17 protein-coding genes and 1 pseudogene are annotated in these 20810 nt (G+C 71.3%); 4 read left to right on the top strand and 14 right to left on the bottom strand.

Annotated elements, in window-relative coordinates:
• Positions 1-11 precede the first annotated feature (11 nt).
• The 5 genes from ACZ4WH_RS40040 to ACZ4WH_RS40060 form a co-directional block, all read right to left on the bottom strand.
• On the bottom strand, positions 12-1295 hold the full coding sequence (locus tag ACZ4WH_RS40040) for a Gfo/Idh/MocA family protein (RefSeq protein WP_468190287.1): 1284 nt from the start codon (positions 1293-1295) through the stop codon (positions 12-14).
• Positions 1296-1360: 65 nt separating this feature from the next.
• Positions 1361-2401, bottom strand: coding sequence for a substrate-binding domain-containing protein (locus ACZ4WH_RS40045; protein WP_468190289.1), 1041 nt, complete (start codon positions 2399-2401; stop codon positions 1361-1363).
• Between the two features lie 17 nt (positions 2402-2418).
• A complete protein-coding gene (locus ACZ4WH_RS40050; RefSeq protein ID WP_468190291.1) occupies positions 2419-3438 on the bottom strand; it encodes an ABC transporter permease in 1020 nt (339 codons plus the stop codon).
• On the bottom strand, positions 3435-4952 hold the full coding sequence (locus tag ACZ4WH_RS40055; protein ID WP_468190293.1) for a sugar ABC transporter ATP-binding protein: 1518 nt from the start codon (positions 4950-4952) through the stop codon (positions 3435-3437). The genes ACZ4WH_RS40050 and ACZ4WH_RS40055 overlap by 4 nt, the downstream gene beginning before the upstream one ends.
• A gap of 167 nt (positions 4953-5119) precedes the next feature.
• Positions 5120-6301 carry an ROK family transcriptional regulator gene (locus tag ACZ4WH_RS40060; RefSeq protein WP_468190295.1) on the bottom strand — a complete coding sequence of 394 codons (1182 nt, stop codon included), beginning with the start codon at positions 6299-6301 and terminating at the stop codon, positions 5120-5122.
• 369 nt (positions 6302-6670) lie between these two features.
• Here ACZ4WH_RS40060 and ACZ4WH_RS40065 point away from each other — a divergent pair, with 369 nt between their 5' ends.
• From ACZ4WH_RS40065 to ACZ4WH_RS40080, 4 genes are all read left to right on the top strand, one after another.
• Positions 6671-7810 (top strand): amidohydrolase family protein, encoded by a 1140-nt coding sequence (locus tag ACZ4WH_RS40065; RefSeq protein WP_468190297.1) that lies wholly within the window; start codon positions 6671-6673, stop codon positions 7808-7810.
• A 156-nt stretch (positions 7811-7966) separates the two neighbouring features.
• A complete protein-coding gene (locus ACZ4WH_RS40070) occupies positions 7967-8566 on the top strand; it encodes an NADPH-dependent F420 reductase (protein WP_468190299.1) in 600 nt (199 codons plus the stop codon).
• A gap of 129 nt (positions 8567-8695) precedes the next feature.
• Positions 8696-9793, top strand: coding sequence for an NADH:flavin oxidoreductase (locus ACZ4WH_RS40075; protein ID WP_468190300.1), 1098 nt, complete (start codon positions 8696-8698; stop codon positions 9791-9793).
• Positions 9794-9857: 64 nt separating this feature from the next.
• Entirely contained in the window at positions 9858-10889 is a 1032-nt protein-coding gene (locus ACZ4WH_RS40080; protein WP_468190301.1) for a zinc-binding dehydrogenase, read from the top strand.
• A 91-nt stretch (positions 10890-10980) separates the two neighbouring features.
• Here the strand turns inward: ACZ4WH_RS40080 and ACZ4WH_RS40085 are convergent, their stop codons facing one another.
• From ACZ4WH_RS40085 to ACZ4WH_RS40125, 9 genes and pseudogenes are all read right to left on the bottom strand, one after another.
• Complete coding sequence (locus tag ACZ4WH_RS40085; RefSeq protein WP_468190303.1) at positions 10981-11547, bottom strand: TetR/AcrR family transcriptional regulator; 567 nt, start codon at positions 11545-11547, stop codon at positions 10981-10983.
• A gap of 283 nt (positions 11548-11830) precedes the next feature.
• Entirely contained in the window at positions 11831-13123 is a 1293-nt protein-coding gene (locus tag ACZ4WH_RS40090) for a phosphatase PAP2 family protein (protein ID WP_468190305.1), read from the bottom strand.
• A 208-nt stretch (positions 13124-13331) separates the two neighbouring features.
• A complete protein-coding gene (locus ACZ4WH_RS40095) occupies positions 13332-14039 on the bottom strand; it encodes a restriction endonuclease (protein ID WP_468190307.1) in 708 nt (235 codons plus the stop codon).
• Between the two features lie 178 nt (positions 14040-14217).
• Entirely contained in the window at positions 14218-14715 is a 498-nt protein-coding gene (locus ACZ4WH_RS40100; protein ID WP_468190309.1) for a MaoC family dehydratase, read from the bottom strand.
• A 46-nt stretch (positions 14716-14761) separates the two neighbouring features.
• A complete protein-coding gene (locus ACZ4WH_RS40105; protein ID WP_468190310.1) occupies positions 14762-15760 on the bottom strand; it encodes a hypothetical protein in 999 nt (332 codons plus the stop codon).
• A 58-nt stretch (positions 15761-15818) separates the two neighbouring features.
• Positions 15819-16661 (bottom strand): fumarylacetoacetate hydrolase family protein, encoded by an 843-nt coding sequence (locus ACZ4WH_RS40110; RefSeq protein WP_468190312.1) that lies wholly within the window; start codon positions 16659-16661, stop codon positions 15819-15821.
• Between the two features lie 64 nt (positions 16662-16725).
• A complete protein-coding gene (locus ACZ4WH_RS40115; protein WP_468190314.1) occupies positions 16726-19659 on the bottom strand; it encodes an FAD-binding and (Fe-S)-binding domain-containing protein in 2934 nt (977 codons plus the stop codon).
• A 2-nt stretch (positions 19660-19661) separates the two neighbouring features.
• The gene (locus ACZ4WH_RS40120) at positions 19662-20537 is read right to left on the bottom strand and encodes an alpha/beta fold hydrolase (RefSeq protein ID WP_468190316.1); all 876 of its coding nucleotides are present in this window, start codon (positions 20535-20537) and stop codon (positions 19662-19664) included.
• Between the two features lie 63 nt (positions 20538-20600).
• Positions 20601-20810, bottom strand: a pseudogene (locus ACZ4WH_RS40125) (oxidoreductase); the annotation flags it as partial.

Here is a 20810-nt window from a genome sequence, read left to right on the forward strand (position 1 = left end):
TGCGGCCTCCTTCAGCCCGCGACGGGCGTGTAGACGGAGTTCTTCTCGGCGCTCTCCTCCACCGCCGCCAGGACGCGCTGCACCTGGAGCCCGTCGGCGAAGGAGGGGTCGGGGCGGGTGCCCGCGGCGATGGCGTGGACCAGGTCGCGGGCCTGGTGGACGAAGGTGTGCTCGTAGCCGAGGCCGTGGCCCGGCGGCCACCAGGCGTCCAGGTACGGGTGCTGGGGCTCGGTGACGAGGATGCGGCGGAAGCCCGCCTCGGCGCCGGGTTCGGTGGCGTCGTGGAACCACAGCTCGTTCAGCCGCTCCAGGTCGAAGGCGAGCGAGCCGCGCTCCCCGTTGAGTTCGATGCGCAGGGCGTTCTTGCGGCCGGTGGCGTACCGGGTGGCCTCGAAGGAGGCGAGGGCACCGGAGGCGAACCGGCCGGTGAACACGGCGGCGTCGTCGACGGTGACCGTGCCGGTGCTGATGTCGGCGGTGCCGGTCGCGGACCCGGCCGCCAGACCGCGGCTCGGGCCGCCGGGCAGCGGGCGCTCCCGGACGAAGGTCTCCGTGAGCGCCGAGACCCCGGCCAGAGGCTCGCCCGCCAGGTACTGGGCGAGGTCCACGATGTGCGCGCCCAGGTCCCCGAGCGCGCCGGAACCGGCGTGCTCCCTGCGCAGCCGCCAGGTCAGCGGGAAGGCCGGGTCGGCCAGCCAGTCCTGGAGGTACGTCACCCGGACGTGCCGCAGGGTGCCCAGCCGGCCGTCGGCGATCATCCGGCGGGCGAACGCGGTCGCGGGCACCCGGCGGTAGTTGAAGCCGGCCATCGCCACCTGCCCCCGCCCGTACGCCTCTTCGGCCGCGCGCGTCATGGTCTCGGCCTCGGCGACCGTGTTCGCGAGGGGCTTCTCGCACAGGACGTGCTTGCCGGCGGCGAGCGCGGCGACGGCGATCTCGGCATGGCTGTCACCGGGGGTGCAGATGTCCACGAGGTCGACGTCGTCCCGGGCGATCAGCGCGCGCCAGTCGGTCTCCACGGCGGCCCAGCCGTGCCGCTCGGCCGCCGCCCGGGCGGCGGCGCCGTCCCGTCCGCAGAGCACGGCCAGCTCCGGCCGGCGGGGCAGGTCGAAGACGTGGCCCACGGTACGCCAGCCCTGGGAGTGGGCGGCGCCCATGAAGGCGTAGCCGACCATGCCGACGCGCAGCGGCGGTTTCCCGGCTCCGGGTGCCGCCTCCGGTGCCGCGTCCGGTGCGGCCCCGGGTGCCGTCTCCGGTGCGGCCTCGGGGCCGGCTGACTGCTGCGGCTGTTCCATGCGCTCGTCCTCCTCGTCGTCGGGGCGCGTTCGTCGTGTCGCGGTGGGGGGTGCGGGCGGCCGGCTCAGCGGAAGCCGGTGGGCATGTAGCGGTCGACGTTGGTCCTGTCGACCACGGCCGAGTAGAGGGTGAGGGACGCCGGGATCTCGAACTCGGCGAGACCGCCGACGCCCTTGCCCTGGCCGAGGGCGCGGGCCAGGTCGATGGCGGAGGCCGCCATGGTGGGCGGGTACAGGACGGTCGCCTTGAGCACGCCGTCGTCCTGCTTGATGGCCTGGAAGGCGGAGAGGGCGCCCGCGCCGCCGACCATCAGGAAGTCGTCGCGCCCGGCCTGCTGGATGGCGCGCAGCGCGCCCACGCCCTGGTCGTCGTCGTGGTTCCACAGGGCGTCGAACTTCCGCTGCGCCTGGAGGAGTTGGGCCATCTTGGCCTGACCCGACTCGACGGTGAACTCGGCCGCCTGCCGGGCCACCTTCTTGATGTTCGGGTAGTTCTTCAAGGCGTCGTCGAAGCCCTGGGTGCGCTGCTTGGTCAGCTCCAGGTTGTCCAGGCCGGCGAGTTCGACGACCCGGGCGTCCGGCTTGTCCTTCAGCTTCTCGCCGATGTAGTGCCCGGCGTTGAGACCCATGCCGTAGTTGTCGCCGCCGATCCAGCAGCGGTAGGCCTGCGCCGAGTCGAAGATGCGGTCCAGGTTGACGACCGGGATGCCGGCGCGCATCGCCTTGAGGCCGACCTGGGTGAGGGCCTTGCCGTCGGCCGGCAGGATGACCAGGACGTCGACCTTCTTGTTGATCAGGGTCTCGATCTGGCCGATCTGCTGGGCGGTGTCGTTGGAGCCCTCGGTGATCTCCAGGGTGACGTCGGCGTACTTCTTCGCCCGGCTCTTGGCGTTGTCGTTGATGGCGTTCAGCCAGCCGTGGTCGGCCTGGGGTCCGGCGAAGCCGATGGTGACGTGCTTGCCGGGCTTGTCGTCGGCGGCCGGCTGCTCGTTCGCGGCCGTCTTCTCGTCCTTCGTCTCATTGCTCGTGCAACCTGCGAGGAAGGCACCGGCGGAGACGGCGGCCGTCCCGAAGAGCAGTCCTCTGCGGCTCGTCAGCTGTGACATGGTGGTGAACCCTTTCCTCAGGTCGTGCTCGCGGTACGGCGCTGGACCAGGACGGCGGCGACGATGATCGCGCCCTTGGCGATCTGCTGGACGTCGCTCTGGAGGTTGTTCAGGGCGAAGATGTTCGTGATCGTCGTGAAGATCAGCACGCCGAGCACGGAGCCGGTGACGGTGCCGCGACCCCCGCTGAGCAGGGTGCCGCCGATGATGGCCGCCGCGATGGCGTCGAGTTCGTACAGGTTGCCGTTGGTGTTCTGGCCGGAGCCGGAGAGCACGATCAGCAGGAAGGCGGCGATGCCGCAGCACAGCCCGGACAGCAGGTAGAGGTAGAGCCGCTGGCGGCGGACGTCGATGCCGGCGAGGCGGGCCGCCTCCGCGTTGCCGCCGACGGCGACCGTGCGCCTGCCGAAGGTGGTGCGGTTCAGCAGCAGCCAGCCGAGGACCGTCACACTCGCGAACACCAGGACCAGCGGCGGGACACCGAGCACGTAGGAGTCGCGCTCACCGAGGCCCAGGATGCCGTCCACGGTCACGATCTGCGTCTTGCCGTCGGTGATCTGAAGGGCGAGTCCGCGCGCCGACGCCAGCATGGCGAGGGTCGCGATGAAGGGGACCATTCCGCCGTAGGCGATGAGCAGGCCGTTGACGAGCCCGCAGCCGAGGCCGACGACCACCGCCGTGAAGAGGATTCCGGCGAAGCCGTACTCCTGCGTGGCGACGGTGGTCGCCCACACGGAGGCGAGGGCGACGATGGCGCCGACGGACAGGTCGATGCCGCCGGAGGTGATCACGAAGGTCATGCCGACGGTGACCACGCCGATCACGGACGCCTGCGTCAGGACCAGTTGGAGGTTGCGGGTGTCGAGGAACTCGTCGGGCTTGGTGACGCCGCCGATGACGACGAGCGCGGCGAGCACCCCGAGCAGGGAGAGGGTACGGAGGTCGGCGCGGGCCGGCAGGCCACGCCAGACGGGGAGCCGGCCGGCCGGCGGGGTCGGGCCGGCGGTGTCCCGGGGCGGGGAGACGTGCTGCGTCATGACGCCGGGCTTCCTTCCATGACGAGGTCGAGGACTCGGTGTTCATCCAGCTCCTGGGCGGGCGCCGTGTGCACGACGCGGCCCTCGCGGAGCACCAGCACGCGGTCGGCGAGGCCCAGCACCTCGGGCACCTCGCTGGAGACCAGCAGGACGGCGAGGCCCTCGTCCGCCAGCCGGCGCACCACCGCGTACAGTTCGGCGCGGGCGCCGACGTCGACGCCGCGGGTGGGCTCGTCCAGCAGCAGCACCCGGCAGCCGCGCAGCAGCCAGCGGGCGAGCACGGCCTTCTGCTGGTTGCCGCCGGACAGGGTGCGCACGGGCACCTCCGGGTTGTCCGGGCGCAGCGACAGCTCCCGGGTCGCGGCCCGTGCCGCGCCGCGCTCGCCGCGCCGGTCGATCCAGCCGCCCCGGGAGAAGCGGGACAGGGAGGACACCGACACGTTCCGCGTGACGGACTCCAGCATCAGCAGGGCCTGTGCCTTGCGCTCCTCGGGCGCGAGCCCGATCCCGGCGCGTACGGCGGCCCGGACGCTCCCGGTGCGCAACCGGCGGCCGTCGACGACGACATGGCCCGCGGTGGGCCGGCGCGCCCCGTAGACGGTCTCCAGGATCTCCGAGCGCCCCGAGCCGACCAGTCCGGCGAGCCCGACGATCTCACCCGGACGCAGATCGAGATCGAGCGGCGCGAACTCACCGTCCCGGGCGAGGCCCCGCACCTGGAGGACGGGCTCGGCCTCCGGCGCCCGGGCGGGCCGCTCGGGGAAGACGTACTCCACGTTCCGGCCCGTCATCAGGGCGACGACGTCACGGGTCGGGGTCGTCTTCGCGGGCAGTCCGCCGGCGACGGCCCGGCCGTCCTTGAGCACGGTCACCCGGTCGCCGATGCGCCGGATCTCCTCCAGCCGGTGCGAGATGTAGACGACGGCGACCCCGTCGGCGGTGAGATCGCCGACGATCCGGAAGAGGTTGTCCACCTCGTCGGGATCGAGCGCGGCCGACGGCTCGTCCATCACGATGAGCCGTACGTCGTGGGAGAGGGCCCGCGCCATGGACACGATCTGCTGCTGGGCCGCCGACAACTCCCCGACGGAGCGGGCCGGATCGATCTCGGGATGCCCGAGCCGCTTCAGCAGCGCCGCCGTCTCGGCACGGGCGGCCTTCCCGCGGACGACGAACCCGGCGGCCGTCGGCTCGTGGCCGAGGTGGACGTTCTCCGCCACCGACAGGTGCTCCACCAGGTCGAGTTCCTGGTAGATGGTGGCGATGCCGAGGCGCATGGCGGCGATCGGGGAGCGCAGGGTGACCGGCTCGCCCCGCCAGCGGATGCTGCCGCCGTCCGGCTGGTGGGCGCCGGCCAGCACCTTGATGAGCGTGGACTTTCCGGCTCCGTTCTGGCCGAGCAGGCAGTGCACCTCCCCGGCCTGGACGTCGAGATCGACGCCGTCCAGAGCGCGGACTCCGGGGAACGACTTGGTGATTCCGGACATGCTGAGCAGCGGTGGTTCTGGTGCCATGTGAGTCCCCTCGGCGGGCGTGCGGACCGGTGTCAGGGCGTAGCGGGGCGAGCGCCCTGCGGCCAGGGAGCGGCGTTACACGAGTAAGTGGCGGTGGGTGTACGTGGGCGGCGGAACGGTGGTCGCTTGCGCGGGCGGAACGGTGACGGCTTGCGCGGGCGGTGCGTCTACGCGGGCGAGAAGAGGTGGTCGCTGATCAGTCGGGCGGCGCCGATGACACCGGCGCTCGGTCCCAACTCCCCGAGGACGATGGGCAGGTTGCCGGTGGCGAGCGGCAGCGACTGGCGGTAGACCTGGGTGCGGATCGCGGCGAGCAGGGTGTGGCCGAGGCCCGTCACCCCGCCGCCGATCACCACCAGGCCGGGGTTGAAGAAGGACACGAGCCCGGCGATGACCTGGCCCACCCGGGTGCCGCCCTCACGGATCAGTTCGAGCGCGGTGGCGTCACCGGCGGCGGCAGCGGCGGCGACGTCCACGGCGGTGAGGGTGCCGTTCGCCTCCAGCCGGGCCGCGAGTTCGGCGGACAGGCCCTGCCCGGCCGCCTGCGTCGCGTCCCGGGCCAGGGCCGCGCCGCTGAAGTGGGCCTCCAGGCAGCCCCGGTTGCCGCAGGCGCAGGGCCGGCCGTCGGGCACCGCCTGGATGTGGCCGATGTCGCCGGCGCTTCCGGTGGTGCCCCGGTGCACCCGGCCGCCCACGACGATGCCGCAGCCGATCCCGGTGCCGATCTTGACGCAGAGGAAGTCGGCCGTGGTACGGGCGACTCCCGCGTGCTGCTCTCCCATCGCCATGAGGTTCACGTCGTTGTCGACCATGACCGGGCAGCCGAGTTCCTGGCTGAGCGCCTCCCGGACGGGGAAGCCGTCCCAGCCGGGCATGATCGGTGGGGCGACCGGTACGCCCTCGGGGAAGCGGACCGGTCCGGGGACGCCGATGCCGGCGCCGTCGAAGCCCTCGGCGAGTCCCGCGGCCTTCAACTTCCCGGCCATGTCCAGGACTTGCTCGAAGACCGCGACGGGGCCCTCCCGCACGTCCATCGGCTGGTTGAGATGGCCGAGGATCTCCAGCTCCGGGGTGGTGACGGCGACGTCGACCGAGGTCGCGCCGATGTCGACGCCGAGGAACCGGAGGTCCGGATTGAGCCGGACGTTGTGGGAGCGCCGGCCGCCGCGCGAGGCGGCGAGTCCGTCGGCCACCACCAGGCCCGTCTCCAGCAGCCGGTCCACCTCCACGGCCAGCTTGGACCGGGACAGGTCGACCTGGTCGCCCAGCTGGGCCCGGGAGTTGGGGCCGCCGTCACGCAGCAGCTTCAGCAGGCGGGCCTGGTGCGCGTTAGCCGGTCGAGCCGTCATGCGTCTCACGTGCCCCTCCCCGCCCTTTTCGGCCACCAGTGTCGGGCTTTCGACAGGGAACGTAGCAGTGGCCGCCGACCCTGGGAAGAAGTTGTGCACGGATTCCTGTGAACTTCTTCCACTCAGAGGACAAAGATCCGGACCAGTTCGGCGTCCGCGCGCGGCGCAAGCGCTGGTGACGAGGACCGGCTCGGCCCCGCCGACCGGATTGTCGTGGTCGGTGCGCCCCGGCGCCGGACCTGATGCGGAGCGCTGCTCGCTGACGGACATGCAGGCGCGGATTGCCATCCGGAGCACTGCTTCGTATAGTCGGAGCGGCGCTCCGGATGACGTCGTCGCACGTCAGCGGCGAGCTTCGACGGACACACGGTGTCGGGACCCGCGACGGTGTATGTGCGGGGCGACCGCATCGCGCACGTGGACCGCACCGGAGCCCTGCCGGCCGACGGCGCCGAGGTCATCGACCTCGGTGAGGAGACCTGCCTGCTACCGGGTCTGATCGACAGTCACACGCACCTGGCGTTCGACGCCAGTGCCGACCCTGTGGCCTCGCTGCTCGCCACAGGAGACGACGATCTGCTGGCACACATGCGGACGGCGGCGGGATCGGCTCTGCACGCGGGCGTCACCACGGTGCGCGACCTCGGCGACCGGAACTACCTCTCGCTCCAGCTCGTCCAGGAGTACGGAGACCGGCCGGAGTCGGGCCCGGAGATCCTCGCGGCCGGCCCGCCACTGACCACACCGGGCGGCCACTGCCACTTCTTCGGCGGCGAGGTCGAGGGCACCGAGGCGCTGCGCGCCGCCGTACGCGAACGGCACGCCCGCGGCTGCGCCGTCGTCAAGGTCATGGCCAGCGGCGGCACCATGACGCCCGACTCCGTACCACCGCACGCCTCGCAGTACAGCCGGGAGGACCTGCGCACCGTGGTCGACGAGGCACACCGCCTCGGGCTGCCCGTGGCCGCCCACGCCCACGGCGCCGGGGCCATTGAAGACGCTCTCGAAGCAGGTGTCGACAGCCTGGAGCACGTCACCTTCCTCAGCCCCGACGGTGTGGACCCCGTACCCGGCATCATCGACGCCATAGCGGCGAGCGACACGTACGTCAGTCTGTCACTCGGCGTGGACCCGCGCGTCGTCGTCGAGCCGCCCAAGTTGCTCGCCGCCTTCAGAGACAGGTTGCAGGCGACGAACCGGGAGCTGCACCAGCGTGGCGCCCGGGTCGTCATCGGTTCGGACGCCGGCATCGCGCCCTTCAAGCCGCACGACGTCCTGCCGCACGGCATGATCGACCTGACCCGGCTGGGCATCGCGCCCCTCGACGCGCTCATGTCCGTGACGAGCCTGGCGGCCCGGTTGTGCCGCGTGGAGGGCAGGAAGGGCCGCATCGCGGCAGGCCTCGATGCCGACCTGCTCGCGGTGCGAGGCAATCCAGCCGAGGACCCCACGGCCCTCCTCGCGGTCGAAGCGGTCTTCCGGGCCGGCGTTCAGGTACGCGGGAAGTGACCGTGCCCGCAGCCGGGACCGGGGAAGTGACCGCACCCGCAACCCGGACAGGCCGCGGATGACGTACGCGCGTCAGCCCCTGGGACCGCCCAGGCCCGAACCGGTACCGCACCAGCCGAACGCGGCACGCACGAATCCCCCGAGAAGTGAGGTCACATGCACGTCGGAATCATCGGCACCGGCGCCATCGGTCAGGCACTGACCAGGCGTCTGGTGGCGGCACGGATCGAGGACATCACCGTTTCCAACAGCCGCGGTCCGGAGTCACTCGCGCCTTTCGTGAAGCAGTTCGACGGCCGCGTCCGGGCGGGCACCGTCAGGGAGGCCGGGGAAGCCGAGCTGGTGATACTGGCCGTGGGCTGGTACCAGGTCCCGCACGCGCTGGCGGAGGTGCCCGACTGGACCGGCAAGATCCTCGTCGACGCCACGAACAACTACGCCCCGCCCGGCGAGACGCCTCCTGACCTCGGCGGCCGCACGTCCAGCGAGATCGTGGCCTCCCACGCGCCAGGAGCCCGAGTGGTCAAGGCCTTCAACCACCTGGCAGCGGCCCTGCTCGCCGAGGACCCGCGTGTCGCGGGTGGCAACAGGGTGCTCTTCTACTCCGGCGACGACGCGGCGGCGAAGAAGTCGGTGGGCGCGCTCATGGACCGGCTCGGCTACGCCGGCGTCGACCTCGGAGGACTGGTCGAGGGCGGAAGGATGCACGCTCCGCGCAACGGTCCGCTCATCATCCGCGACCTCATCCACATGTGAGCCCTGGGCGGCCGGCCCTGAAGCCTGGTCCCCTGCACGTCCCCCACTCGGACACGCCCATCAGGACGGCCTCCGAGAGCCCTCATCTCAGCGAGAAGCCCCACCCGCCACCCATCGAGAGGCATTGCAGTGACGCTCTCCGCAGCCGACGTGCTGTCCCGCCCGTTCACTCTCGGCCGACTGACCGTCCCCAACCGGATCGTCATGTCCCCCATGACCCGTTCCTTCTCACCCGGCGGCATCCCGGGCGAGGACGTGGCGGCCTATTACGCGCGTCGCGCCGCGGCCGGTGTAGGGCTGATCATCACCGAGGGAACGTACGTCAACCACCCGTCAGCCGGTCTGGACGAGGCCGTTCCCCGCCTCTCCGGTGAGCGGCAACTCGCAGGCTGGAGCCGGGTGGTCGAGGCCGTACACGCTGTGGGCGGCAGCATCGTGCCCCAGCTGTGGCACGTCGGTATGGTCCGTGAACCAGGCCAACTCCCGTTCCCCGACGCGCCTCCCGTCGGACCCTCCGGTCTCACCCTGACCGGCGTGGAGCGAGGGAGCCGCGCCATGACCCGCGCGGACATCGACGACGTCGTCGGTGCCTTCGCGCAAGCGGCCGCGGACGCGGAGCGGATCGGCTTCGACGGTGTGGAGATCCACGGTGCGCACGGATACCTCATCGATCAGTTCCTCTGGGCCTTCACGAATCGGCGCACCGACGAGTACGGAGGCGACGCGACCGAACGGGCACGGTTCGCCGCCGAGATCGTGGAGGCCATCCGGGAGAGGGTCTCACCGGACTTCCCGGTGATCTTCCGTTTCTCCCAGTGGAAGGCCGGCGACTTCGGTGCCAGGCTCGCCGACGACCCCGACGAGTTGCTGGCAGTGCTCGCTCCTCTGGCCGACGCCGGCGTCAGTGCCTTCCACGCCTCCACACGGCGATACTGGGAACCGGCGTTCGAAGGATCCGATCTGAACCTTGCGGCCTGGGCCAAGAGGCTCACCGGGTTGGCGGCCATCACGGTCGGCTCGGTCGGCCTCAACGGTGACTTCATGCAGGGCAGTGCCGGGACGGCCGGGCTGGACCCGCTGGTCGAGCGCCTGGCGCGCGGCGAGTTCGACCTCGCCGCGGTCGGTCGCGCGCTGCTGGTCGACCACGAGTGGGCCAGGAAGGTCCTGGACGGCCAGGTCGACGGCTTCCTCCCGTTCACGCACGAGGCGGAGAAGACGCTGTTCTGAGGACACCGGCCCACACCTCTCGTGAGGTCGTGGTGTTCAACCCTTGCACACAGGAGACAGCGCAGTGAGAAAGTTCATCTTCGACCGGTTCGGGGAGCCGGCCGACGTCCTGCGGTTGGTGACGGACGCCGCGGAACCGAAGCCCGCGGCGGGCGAGGTCTCGATACGTGTCACCAAGAGGCTGTTGCACCCGGGCAACGTGGCCCTGATCCGCGGTCACTATCCGGTCCCGATGCCTCCCGGCGGTATGCCGCTCGGTGTCGACGGGGTCGGCACGGTCGTGGCGACCGGCGAGGGGGTCGACGCGTCGGCCGGACCGGCCCCGGGCACGCGCGTGGTGTTCTTCCCGGGCGCGGCGGCATGGGACGACGTCACGACCGTACCGGCGCGGTGCGTTTTCCCGGTACCGGACGACGTCCCGGACGACCTCGCCTGCGTCTCGCTGGCGAACACGGTGGCGGCGCTCCTCATACTGCGCGCGATCGAGGAGGCGGCGCCCGGACGTGCCGGTGTCACGAAGCCCGTTCTGCTCACCGTCGCCGGTTCGTCGATCGCTCGGGTACTGATCACACTGGCTCTCAGGCGAGGTCTGCGACTGATCGGTGCGGTCCGCAGCCGAGAGGGTGCCGACAGGCTGTCCGAGGACTTCCCCGCGCTCCCGGTCGTGACGACCGAGGACACCGGCTGGCAGAACCAGGTGCGGCAGTTCGCGGACGGCGAGGCGCTCGACGTCATCGTCGACCCCGTCGGCGGCGAGTTGGCGAACGACCTCCTCGGTCTGCTCGCCGACGGCGGGACCATCGTGTTCTACGGAGGTCTCGCGGACGAACCGATCACCGTACCGTCGCTCCACGTCGCCTTCCGCGGCATCACCCTGAGGGGCGTTTCGTCCGCCCGTTGGCTGGTGGAGACGACATGTGAGCAGAGTCTCGCCGACGTCGCGGAGGTGATGGCGTTGCTGCGGGCGGCGCCGGAGACGTTCCCGATCGCGGGCGAATTCGACCTGGCTGACGTGGCGGCGGCGGTCGAGGTACTCGAAAGGCCGGGACGCGTCGGCGGTGTCATCCTGCGCTCGGATCCCGACGGCGACCACTGACCCGACGAACGTGGGTGTCAGCGGAGGCGCGGCCGACGCCGAGGGCGCTGCGCCCGGGTACGGCCGCCCATGCGCGCCTGACGCACACGAGTCACGGGCGGCGGTCCACGAGCCCGTACATCGCCGTGGAGAGGAGGCGTGCGACCAGGTCGGTGGCTTCGACCGACCGCTCCGCAGCCCAGGCGAGTCCCAGGACAAGTGAGATGACCTCGGTGACGCTCACGTCGGAACGGACCGAGCCGTCCCGTTGTGCGCGGTGCAGCAGCCGCTCTCCCGCGGAGCGCATCCGGGTGCAGGACGTGTGCAGTCCCGATGTCTCGTCCGCCAGAGCATTCATGATCGATTCCGGCAGGCCCTGGTACGTGGCCGATGCGGCAGCCAGGTCCCCGAGCCACGTCAAGAGCGCATCGCCGGGTTCGGCGGCCGAGAGCAGGCCGTCCGCCCGTGCCCGCATGGCCTCGAAGTTGTCCTCGAGCAGGGCTTCGAGGAGTGTCTCGCGGGTGGGAAAGTGCCGGTAGAGCGTCCCGATACCGACGCCCGCGCGACGGGCCACGTCACGAAGTGACGCGCCCGTGCCCTGCTCCGCGATGGCCTCCCGCGCCGCGGCCAGGAGCAGATCACGGTTTCTGCGGGCATCGGCCCGAACCGCCTGCGTCAAGATGCACCTCACTCGCAACGCAGCGCCGCTCCCTCCAGTCTCGGAGCACCGCTCCGCATATGGTACTGCACCCGTCTCGTGCGCAGCCACGCTCAGGACGCCACCGGCCGTGATCGTGACCGGGCGATCGACTCCGTCAGCGTCCGGGCGACAAAATGGGGGCCTTGACCGGACCGAATGCCCTGCACCGCCGCCACGAACGCAAGGCCGGGCATTCCTCACCTTCGTCGGCATGGCCGCAGCCCTCATCGGCTACCGCCGACTCACCAAGTGAAACGACGTATCAAGGCACGACTCCCAGTTCGGGTTGCGGCTCCGGTTGCGGCGCAGGCGCGGTCTTCGGTTCCCACAGCGCGGTGGTGCGTACGTAGCCGTGGACCACGGAGAGCATCGCCAGGATGAGAAGGGGCCCGAACAGCCACGGATGTGCGGCCATTTCCACCGGCAGACAGCGGTAGGACAGCAGGAGCGCGGCGAATACGGCCGTACCGTGGGCGACCAGTCGGATTCCCGGCCGGTCCCAGCCCCGGTCGAGCGCGCGGAGCCCTGCCTCGATCGTGAGCGTGAACACCACACCGGCGACCAGATCGGCGCCGTAGTGGTAGCCGAATCCGAGTGTGGCGGTGAGCGTGGCGATCAGCCAGAACGTACCCGCATAGCGCAGAAATCGTGGGCCCTTGCGGGAGTGAACGAAAATCGCGGTGGCCCACGCCGTGTGCAGACTGGGCATGCAGTTGCGCGGGGTGATCTCGTCGAACGGTATGGGGTGCGGGGTGCCGATCGGCGTGGGCGTGTCCGGCCACAGGCCGGCGACCGCCCAGTGCCCGCCGTCGGCGCCGTACGCGAAGACCGGCCCGACCACCGGGAAGATCATGTAGATGGCCGGCCCCAGGAGGCCGATGACCAGGAACGTACGCACCAGATGATGGCGCGGGAAGCGGCGCTCGACCGCCACGTCGCGCAGCTGGTACAGCGCGACGACGACCGCGGCCACCGCGAGCTGGGCGTAGACGTAGTCGAGAGCGTGGGCGCCGACCGGACCGGTGGCCCGGACGATCCTGCCCACCACCCACGACGGGTCGCCCAGCGCGTGATCGGCGGTCGCCACGTACGGGTCGAGCACCGTCGGGCGGGTCTTCGACGTGATGAGGAGCCAGGTGTCGCCCGTCTTGCGGCCGGCCACCAGCAGCAGGCCCAGGCCGACGCCCTTCAGCAGGAGAAGGCGTTCCCGGCCCGTGCGGCGCGTGACCGCGATGACCGCACAGCCCACGATGACCCACAACGCGCCGTTGCCGAAGGGATGGCCGTCGGTCAGGTCGGCGCCGGCCGCCCACCGCGCCAGCAGGAAGACGATGTCGATGCCGATCGCGACACCGGTCGCGATGAACCGTTCCCGCCAGGTGAGGACCACCATCGTCAACGCCATGCTGGCGTACAACAAGAACCCTGATTTAGGCGGAAATATGAGCTCTCGCATCTGATAGGTGATCGGCCCCGGTAGACCGTAGTGACGCGCGGCGATCTCCAGCGCGACGAGGAATCCGAGGGTCACCACACCCGCCGCGGCCCACAGCACCGCCCGTGGTTGACGCCATGCGGCGAACGAGGTTCTGGACTTTGGCCGCGGAAAATCCCGCGATGCTCTAGGTATCAATTGTTTGGCCGATGTGTTGGGTCTTGTTCGGTTTTCCGACGAGGACGGGCGATGAGGGTGTGCTTGTCGTGAGTTCGATCATGTTAACGGAGCGTCGGCGCGTTGTGGATATGGAACTGTCCGAGCTTGGTCAGCCCTCGATGCCTGTTCCGTCCCACGGACCCGGCCCCGTGCCGTGACACCAGGCGTCCAGCGCGCGGCCGTCCACGCAGACGATGCCGCATTCACGCGCGTACTCAAGAGCGGGCGCGGTGAAGTCGCTCGTCGTCACGACCGCCGCGACATCGGCTTCGTGAATGGTGAAGCAGGTGCCCCCGAAACGCTGAAGGTCCTGCGAGCCGACCTTGTTGTCGGCACCGTACTGCTTGCACTGGATCACCACGCGCCGTCCGTCCGAGGTGACCGCCGTGACATCCGCCCCCAAGTCCCCAGCGCCTCCCACCACCTCCACCTCCTGACAGCCGTCCCGGGCACACAGGCCCGCTACGGCCTCCTCGAAAGCGTCGGGCTCAAGCTCGGCGCAGTCCGCCACGCCGCCGGGGAATCCGGTCCCCTCCTCCTCGGCCGGCCGCAGCGGAACGGATGCCTCCTCCGCCGCTTCCTCCAGCGCCCGGGCGGCCCGGCGCGCGTACGCCGCGGCGGAGAAGCGGCGCCACCTGGACCGGCACATCACCGCGGCCGCGATGCCGAGCACCGCCAGAACCCCGGCCCAGACCGGGCGCCGCTCCACGAGGCCCGCGGCGGTGCGCACCACCAGTGAGAGGAGGCACAGGAGGACCGCGAGCAGCAGGAAGAACAGGGCGGTCGTGCGCAGATCGAAGCGTCGGTCGTTGCGCACACGTCGAACAGGGCGCAGAGGTACAGGCACGCGGGCTCCCTCCCGGACAGCGACGACAAAGGCCGGTCCTCTCCGGATGCCCGAGATCACGGAAAGCTCGCACACCGTTCATGGCGTCAGCCCTGGCCGGCGACCTCGCCGACCAGGGCTGACTCGTACCGGAAGCCGTGCCGGTCGGTTACCCGCGGCGGAGCAGGTACTTGTGCTGCCCGGACAGCACAAGCTCACCCCGCTGGTTGTGGATGGTCGCCGCCGTGATCACGACACCCTCCTCACCGCGCGGCTCCAGGCCGGTGATGGTGAGCGCCGGGTACAGGGTGTCCCCGGAGTGCACCTCGGCCAGGAACGTGCAGGACAACTCCAGGAAGCTGATGAACACCTCACCGATGAAGTGGGGGAACAGCGTGGCGCCCGGCGCGGTGAACGCCAGTACCTGGAGGCCGTGCACCACCGGCGCGGAGTGTCCGTGCCGGCGCGCCCACTCGGCGTCGTAGTGCACCGGATGGTTGTCCGCGGAGACCGTCTGGAAGGCCGCCGCGTGGGCGTCGGTCAGGGTGCGGCTGGGAGCCCGGAACACCTCGCCGACGCGCAGGTCCTCGAAGGTCCTGGGCGGGACGACGAGAAAGGCCTCCGGGTCGAACTCGGTCGTCGGCGGTGCCGTGTGCTGGGTGTCCATCGCGTTGTCCTCTCGCTCGTTCGTCGTCGTGCGCGTACGTCCTGGCCTACTCGCCGGGGGCGGGGACGATCCGGGCGGCCAGGAGGTTGGGGTCGTCGTTGGTGAAGTAGGCGGCGCTGGCGACGTACGCCGTCCTGCCGCGTACGGCGAGGGAGGTCGGACCCTCGAGTCCGTCGGCGGCGGTCAGCACCACGGTGTGCCGGCCGCCGGGATCGACCCGGGCCACCTCGTTGTCCTTGTTGATCGCGGCCAGCAGGGTGTCCCCGCGGCCGGTGAACGCGAAGTCGTCGATGTCCACCAGGCCGGTGGCCCGGGGCGAGACGGGGCCGGCCGCGCCGTGGCGGGTGACCGGTATGCGCAGGACGGTGCCCCGGTCCAGGTTGGACACCCAGACCGCGCCGTTGTGGACCTTGATGCCGTTGGCGCCCAGGAACCCGTCGGCGGCCAGCTCGGGTGCCGTGGACCACGCGGTGGGGGTCCCGCCGGTGAGCGGCACGCGCCAGACCGTACCCAGGACCGAGTCCGCCGCGTACAGCAGACCGCCGCGCTCGTCCAGCGCCAGGCCGTTGGGCAGACCGTCCGCCGGGAGCGCGGCGATGCGGTGCGGGGTGCCGCCCGGGCGCAGGCGCCACAGGCCGGTCAGGTCGCTGCTGCCGGTGGCGTAAAGGAAGTACAGCGTCCCGTCGTGCGTACGGACGATCCCGCCGAGGAACGGCGAGGTGAGGGCGGGGGTGACGGAGCCGGCGGGCGGCTCGGGCAGCGTCGCGAGGACGTGCACCCGGCCGTCGGGGGTGATGCGGGCGACCTGGCGGTTGTAGGCGAAGGTGACGACGGCGCTGCCACCGGGCTCCAGGGTGATGTTCTCCGGCCGCTGCCCGTCGCTCACGTCCAGGTGCGCGAAGAAGCGCACGTGGGACGCCGGGCCGGCCGGGGTCGTGGCGGCCGGGGCGGCCGTGGCCGGGCCGGTCGCCGTGACAGCGAGGGCGGCGACCACCGCCGTGGCCAGGAGGCCGGTACGCGTCCGCGTCGTCATGGGGCTGCTCATGTCGTTCCTTCTCCGTGAGGCAACAGTGGGTGTGCTCGATGTGTGAGGTGACGGGCCGTCAGTCGACGAACGTCTGCCGCAGTTCGCCGATGCCCTCGATGGAACTGACCAGCTCGTCGCCGGCTGCCAGCCGGCGCTGCGGCGTGCGGCCGAGGCCGACACCGGCCGGGGTGCCGGTGAAGATGACGTCACCCGGCAGCAGCGGCAGCACGCCGGACAGCTTGGCGAGGAGAGCGGGGACCGGGAAGATCAGCTGCCGGGTACGGCCCCGCTGCACCTCCTCGCCGTTGACGGCGCAGGTTAGCTCCAGGTCGTCGGGGTCGTCGAACTCGTCCGGGGTCACCAGCCAGGGACCGGTGGGCGTGAACCCCGGGTACGACTTGCCCAGGCTGAACTGGGGAGCGGGCCCGTCCATCTGGAGGACCCGCTCGGAAAGGTCCTGGCCGACGGTGAGCCCCGCCACATGACTCCAGGCGTCGGCCTCGGACACCTGGTACGCCCTGCGGCCGACGACCACCACCAGCTCCACCTCCCAGTCGGTGTGGCCGCCCCGGGGCAGCGTCACCTCGGTCACCGGGCCGGTGATGCTGGTGGCGAACTTGGTGAAGACCGGCGGCATGCCCTCGGGTGTGGTGAAGCCCGTCTCCGCCACGTGCTCGCGGTAGTTCAGGCCGACGGCGAGGAGCTGACGCGGTGCCGGTGCCGGGGCACCGAGGTCCGCCGGATCGAAGGGGACGCCGTCGCCGAGGTCGGCACGGGCCGCCCAGTCCCGGAACTCGGCCCAGCGGGGGTAGACCGCCTGGGGGTCGGAGGGGAACAGGTCACCGCTGGCCTTCTGGACGTCGACCGCCCGGCCGTCGGTGACCAGGACCAGACGGCCGGCGAGATTGGCGATGCGCAAGGGAGGCTCCTGAGGGGACGAAGGGGGTGCGCGCCGGGCACGGCGGGGAACGGAAGAGGTGACCTCACTCCACGGGCCGAGTGGCGCGTTCCAGTGCGAGCAGCACCGACTGGTACGGCCGTCCGGTGGCGTGTTCCATGCCGATCTCGCACGTCCGGTTGGCGGACAGATAGGCGTCGTAGGACCCCGAGGCGACCTCCGCCGCCTCGTGCGCCGTCGCCGCCTCGGTCAGCTCCTTGTGCAGCAGGCCCCGGTCACCGGCGAAGCCGCAGCACTCCGCGTACACCGGCACCTGGACGTCCTCGGCGACGAACTCCGCGACCGCGCGCAGCTCTTCGACATCCCCGAGGTGCCGCATCGAACAGGTGGGATGCAGGACGGCGCTGCTCATCCGCTCGGTGATCCGCAGGCGCGGCAGCAACTCGGTCGCGGCCCAGACGACCGAGTCCACGACGGTGAGGGCCTCGTGCTTCTTCCGGTTCGCGGGCGTCAGATACGGTACGACCTCCCGCCCGATGCCGAGCGTGCACGACGACGCGTCCACGACCAGCGGCAGACGTCCGCCGTCGGTCCACTCCCACGCCCGCTCCACGACGCGGTTGGCCATGACGGTGTTGCCGTCGTCGTACCCCTTGGAGTGCCAGATGGTCGCGCAGCAGGACCCGGCCATGTCCGGCGGAATCCACACCGGCATCCCGGCCCGGCGCGCGACCGCGACGACCGCTTCCGGCAGGGTGGGGCGGCCGGGCACGCCGTCCGGCCCGCCGAAGATCCGGTTGACGCAGGCCACGTAGTAGACGGCGGTCGCGGTCGCGCGGTCGGTGCCGGGCAGCCGATCCGGTGCGGGGGAGGGGATGCCGGGAATCCATTCCGGTACCAGGTCCGGCGACACGGCCTTGCGTACGGCGGAGGTCACGCCGCCCAGGACCCGGTCGCCGACATGGCCGGCCAGCCCGAGGGCGGTGCGCGCCGCCGACTCCGCGAGGGAGAAGCGCCGCGCGACCCGGGCCGCGGTGCGCTCCTCGCGCGCGGAGTGCCGCTGGTGCCGGAACCGCTTCATCATCGCGCCCGTGTCGATGCCGACAGGGCAGGCGATGGCGCAGGTCGAGTCGCCGGCACAGGTGTCGACGGCGTCGTAGCCGTAGGAGTCCAGCAGGCTGTCCATGACGGGCGAGGCGACCGGCTGGCGCATCATCTCCCGGCGCAGCACGATCCGTTGGCGCGGTGTGGTGGTGAGGTCACGGCTCGGGCAGACCGGCTCGCAGAACCCGCACTCGATGCAGGAGTCGGCGACCGCCTCGATGACGGGGATCGTCTTCAGGCCCCGCAGATGCGCCCGCGAGTCATGGTTGAGCACCACTCCGGGAGCGAGGACGCCGGCCGGGTCCAGGATCTCCTTGATCCGCCACATCAGTCCGGTCGCGCGGGCGCCCCACTCGGCTTCCAGGAACGGCGTCATGTTCCGGCCCGTGGCGTGCTCCGCCTTGAGGGAGCCGTCGAACCGGTCCACCACCATGGCGCAGAAGTCGTCCATGAAGGCCGCGTAACGCTGGACCTCCTCCGGGCGGGCGGCGTCGAAGGCCAGCAGGAAGTGCAGGTTGCCGTGGGCCGCGTGCCCGGCGACCGCGGCGTCGAAGCCGTGCCGGAGCTGGAGTCCGGCCAGGGCCTCACTGGCTTCCGCCAGCCGCGACGGCGGCACCGCGAAGTCCTCGGTGATCAGCGTGGAGCCGGCCGGGCGGGCCTTGCCCACCGCTGTCATGAAGGCCTCGCGGGCGTGCCAGTACGTTCGGATCGTGGCCGCGTCCTCGACGAACCGGTTGGTGACGGACGCCACCGGGGCGACCAGCGTCAGCTTCTCCAGCACACCGGCGGCGGCCTGCCGGTTCGCCTGGTGCGCCGCGTCGTCCGGGGCACGGAACTCCACCAGCAACGCGGCCGTCTCCTGGGGCAGTTCGGCCCAGTCGGCGGGCACCCCGGCGACGCTCGCGCAGGCGCGCAGGGTGTTGCCGTCCATCAGCTCCACGGCGCGGGCCCCGGCGTCGTTGAACAGCGGTACCGCCGCCGCGGCGGCCGTCAGGTCGGGGAAGAACAGCAGGGCCGTGTGGGTGAGCCGGTCCAGGGAGACCGTGCGGAACACCGTCTCGGCGATGAAGCCCAGCGTGCCCTGCGAACCGACCATCAGGCCGCGCAGGATCTCCACGGGCGTGGCCCCGTCCAGGAAGGCGTCGAGCCGGTACCCGTTGGTGTTCTTCAGCTCGTACTTGGCGCGGATACGGGACACGAGCGCGGGGTCGCCCTCGATCTCGGCCTTGAGGTCCGACAGCCCTGCGTACAGCTCGGGTTCGGCGCCGCGCAGCCTCGCGTCGGCGTCCGGCGCCGCGGTGTCGACGACCGTGCCGGACGGCAGGACCAGGGTGAGGGAGGACAGCAGGCGGTAGGAGTTGCGGGTGACACCGGCGGTCATGCCGGAGGCGTTGTTGGCGACGACCCCGCCGACCGTGCAGGCGCTGGAGCTGGCCGGGTCGGGGCCCAGCAGCCGGCCGTACCGGGACAGCGTGATGTTGGCGCGTCCCACGGTCGTACCGGGCCTGATCCGCGCCCGGGCACCGCCGTCGAGCACCTCCACGCCCGTCCAGTGGCGGCGCACGTCGACCAGGATGTCCCTGCCCTGCGCCTGGCCGTTCAGCGAGGTCCCGGCCGCCCGGAAGACGATCTCCCGCCCGTGCTCGTGGGCGTACCGCAGCACCGCGGCCACGTCCGCCACGTCCTCGGCGATGACGACGACCTTCGGCACGAAGCGGTACGGGCTGGCGTCCGAGGCGTACTTCACCAGGTCGGAGAGGGTGTGCAACACCTTGTCGGGGCCCAGCAGACGGACCAGGTCCGCCCGCAGGGCGTCGGGCGTGCCGGACGCCCGGTCGTCGGGCACGCGGTCGGCGGCCGGGCCCTCGGTGCGCGGGGGCCGCAGCTTTTGCGGTACCGGTTCCAGGAGTGCCATGCTCAGCCCGCCCAGTCCGACAGGAAGGCGAGGAGTTCCGCGTTGACCACGTCGGGGCGCTCCTCCTGGCAGAGGTGCCCGCACCGCGGAATGGACACGCCACGGACATCGCGGGCCAGGCCCTTCCAGACCCCGAGGACGTCGTACGCCTGCCCGACCGCGCTGAAGTCCTCCCCCCACATGGTCAGCACGGGGCAGTCGATGAGCCGGTCGGCGTCCTCCTCGTCCTGCGCGACGTCCTGGGGCGCCGCGCGGTAGTCCATGCAGGAGCCGCGTACGGCCCCCGGCTGCTGGTAGGCGCGCACATAGACCGCGATCTCCTCCGGGCTGAGCATCCCGGGGTCGTACGACCAGCTGCGGTAGAAGTGGGTCAGCCAGATCTCCTCGCGGCCCGCGATCAGGGCCTCGGGGAGGTCGGGCACGCCGAGGAAGGTGAAGAACCAGTAGCCCTGCCGGGCCAGGTTCACGTCGTAGGTCTCGGCGATGACGCGGGTGGGGATGTTGTCCATGGCCACGAACCGGTCGATCCGGTCGCGGTGGTCCTTGGCGAACCGGGTGCCGACGCGTGCGCCGCGGTCGTGGCCGACCAGGGCGATGCGGTCATGGCCGAGGTGGTCCATCAGCGCGATGACATCACTCGCCATGGTCCGCTTGTCGTAGCCGGAGGCGGGCTTGTCCGTGTCGCCGTAGCCGCGCAGGTCCGGTGCGATCACGGTGTACCGCTCGGCCAGCACCGGGATCTGCTTCCGCCAGCCGTACCAGGTCTCGGGGAAGCCGTGCAGCAGGTACACCGGAGGGCCGTCCCCCGCGCTCACCCAGTGCTGCCGGATTCCGTTGAGCTGGGTGGTGTGGTGGGTGACACCTGCCAATTCGGACACGAACGATCAACGCCTTTCGCGGTGGGGTGAGTCGGGGTGCTGCGTGCGCGCTGCCGGACCGGGTTACGAAACCCTCGTGGTCGGTGCCGCGGGCGCGGGCGGGCGGAACTCGAAGGCCGGCTGGGCGGGTCGCGCGGTGATGGGCGGTCCGGTCATCAGCGCGACGAGTTCTCCGGCGGCCCGCTCGATCCGTTCGGCGAGCCCTTCCGCGCCCCAGTCCTCGGACGCGGCGTACACCCCGGTCGGTACGACGACGGCCCGCAGGTAGGCGAA

This window comes from Streptomyces sp. NPDC029138 (assembly GCF_055564375.1).

Excerpts from the sequence above, each read along its gene's own strand:
- ACZ4WH_RS40040 (WP_468190287.1), bottom strand. The coding sequence starts at position 1,295 with ATGGAACAGCCGCAGCAGTCAGCCGGCCCCGAGGCCGCACCGGAGACG.
- ACZ4WH_RS40045 (WP_468190289.1), bottom strand. The coding sequence starts at position 2,401 with ATGTCACAGCTGACGAGCCGCAGAGGACTGCTCTTCGGGACGGCCGCC.
- ACZ4WH_RS40050 (WP_468190291.1), bottom strand. The coding sequence starts at position 3,438 with ATGACGCAGCACGTCTCCCCGCCCCGGGACACCGCCGGCCCGACCCCG.
- ACZ4WH_RS40055 (WP_468190293.1), bottom strand. The coding sequence starts at position 4,952 with ATGGCACCAGAACCACCGCTGCTCAGCATGTCCGGAATCACCAAGTCG.
- ACZ4WH_RS40060 (WP_468190295.1), bottom strand. The coding sequence starts at position 6,301 with ATGACGGCTCGACCGGCTAACGCGCACCAGGCCCGCCTGCTGAAGCTG.
- ACZ4WH_RS40070 (WP_468190299.1), top strand. The coding sequence starts at position 7,967 with ATGCACGTCGGAATCATCGGCACCGGCGCCATCGGTCAGGCACTGACC.
- ACZ4WH_RS40100 (WP_468190309.1), bottom strand. The coding sequence starts at position 14,715 with ATGGACACCCAGCACACGGCACCGCCGACGACCGAGTTCGACCCGGAG.
- ACZ4WH_RS40105 (WP_468190310.1), bottom strand. The coding sequence starts at position 15,760 with ATGAGCAGCCCCATGACGACGCGGACGCGTACCGGCCTCCTGGCCACG.
- ACZ4WH_RS40115 (WP_468190314.1), bottom strand. The coding sequence starts at position 19,659 with ATGGCACTCCTGGAACCGGTACCGCAAAAGCTGCGGCCCCCGCGCACC.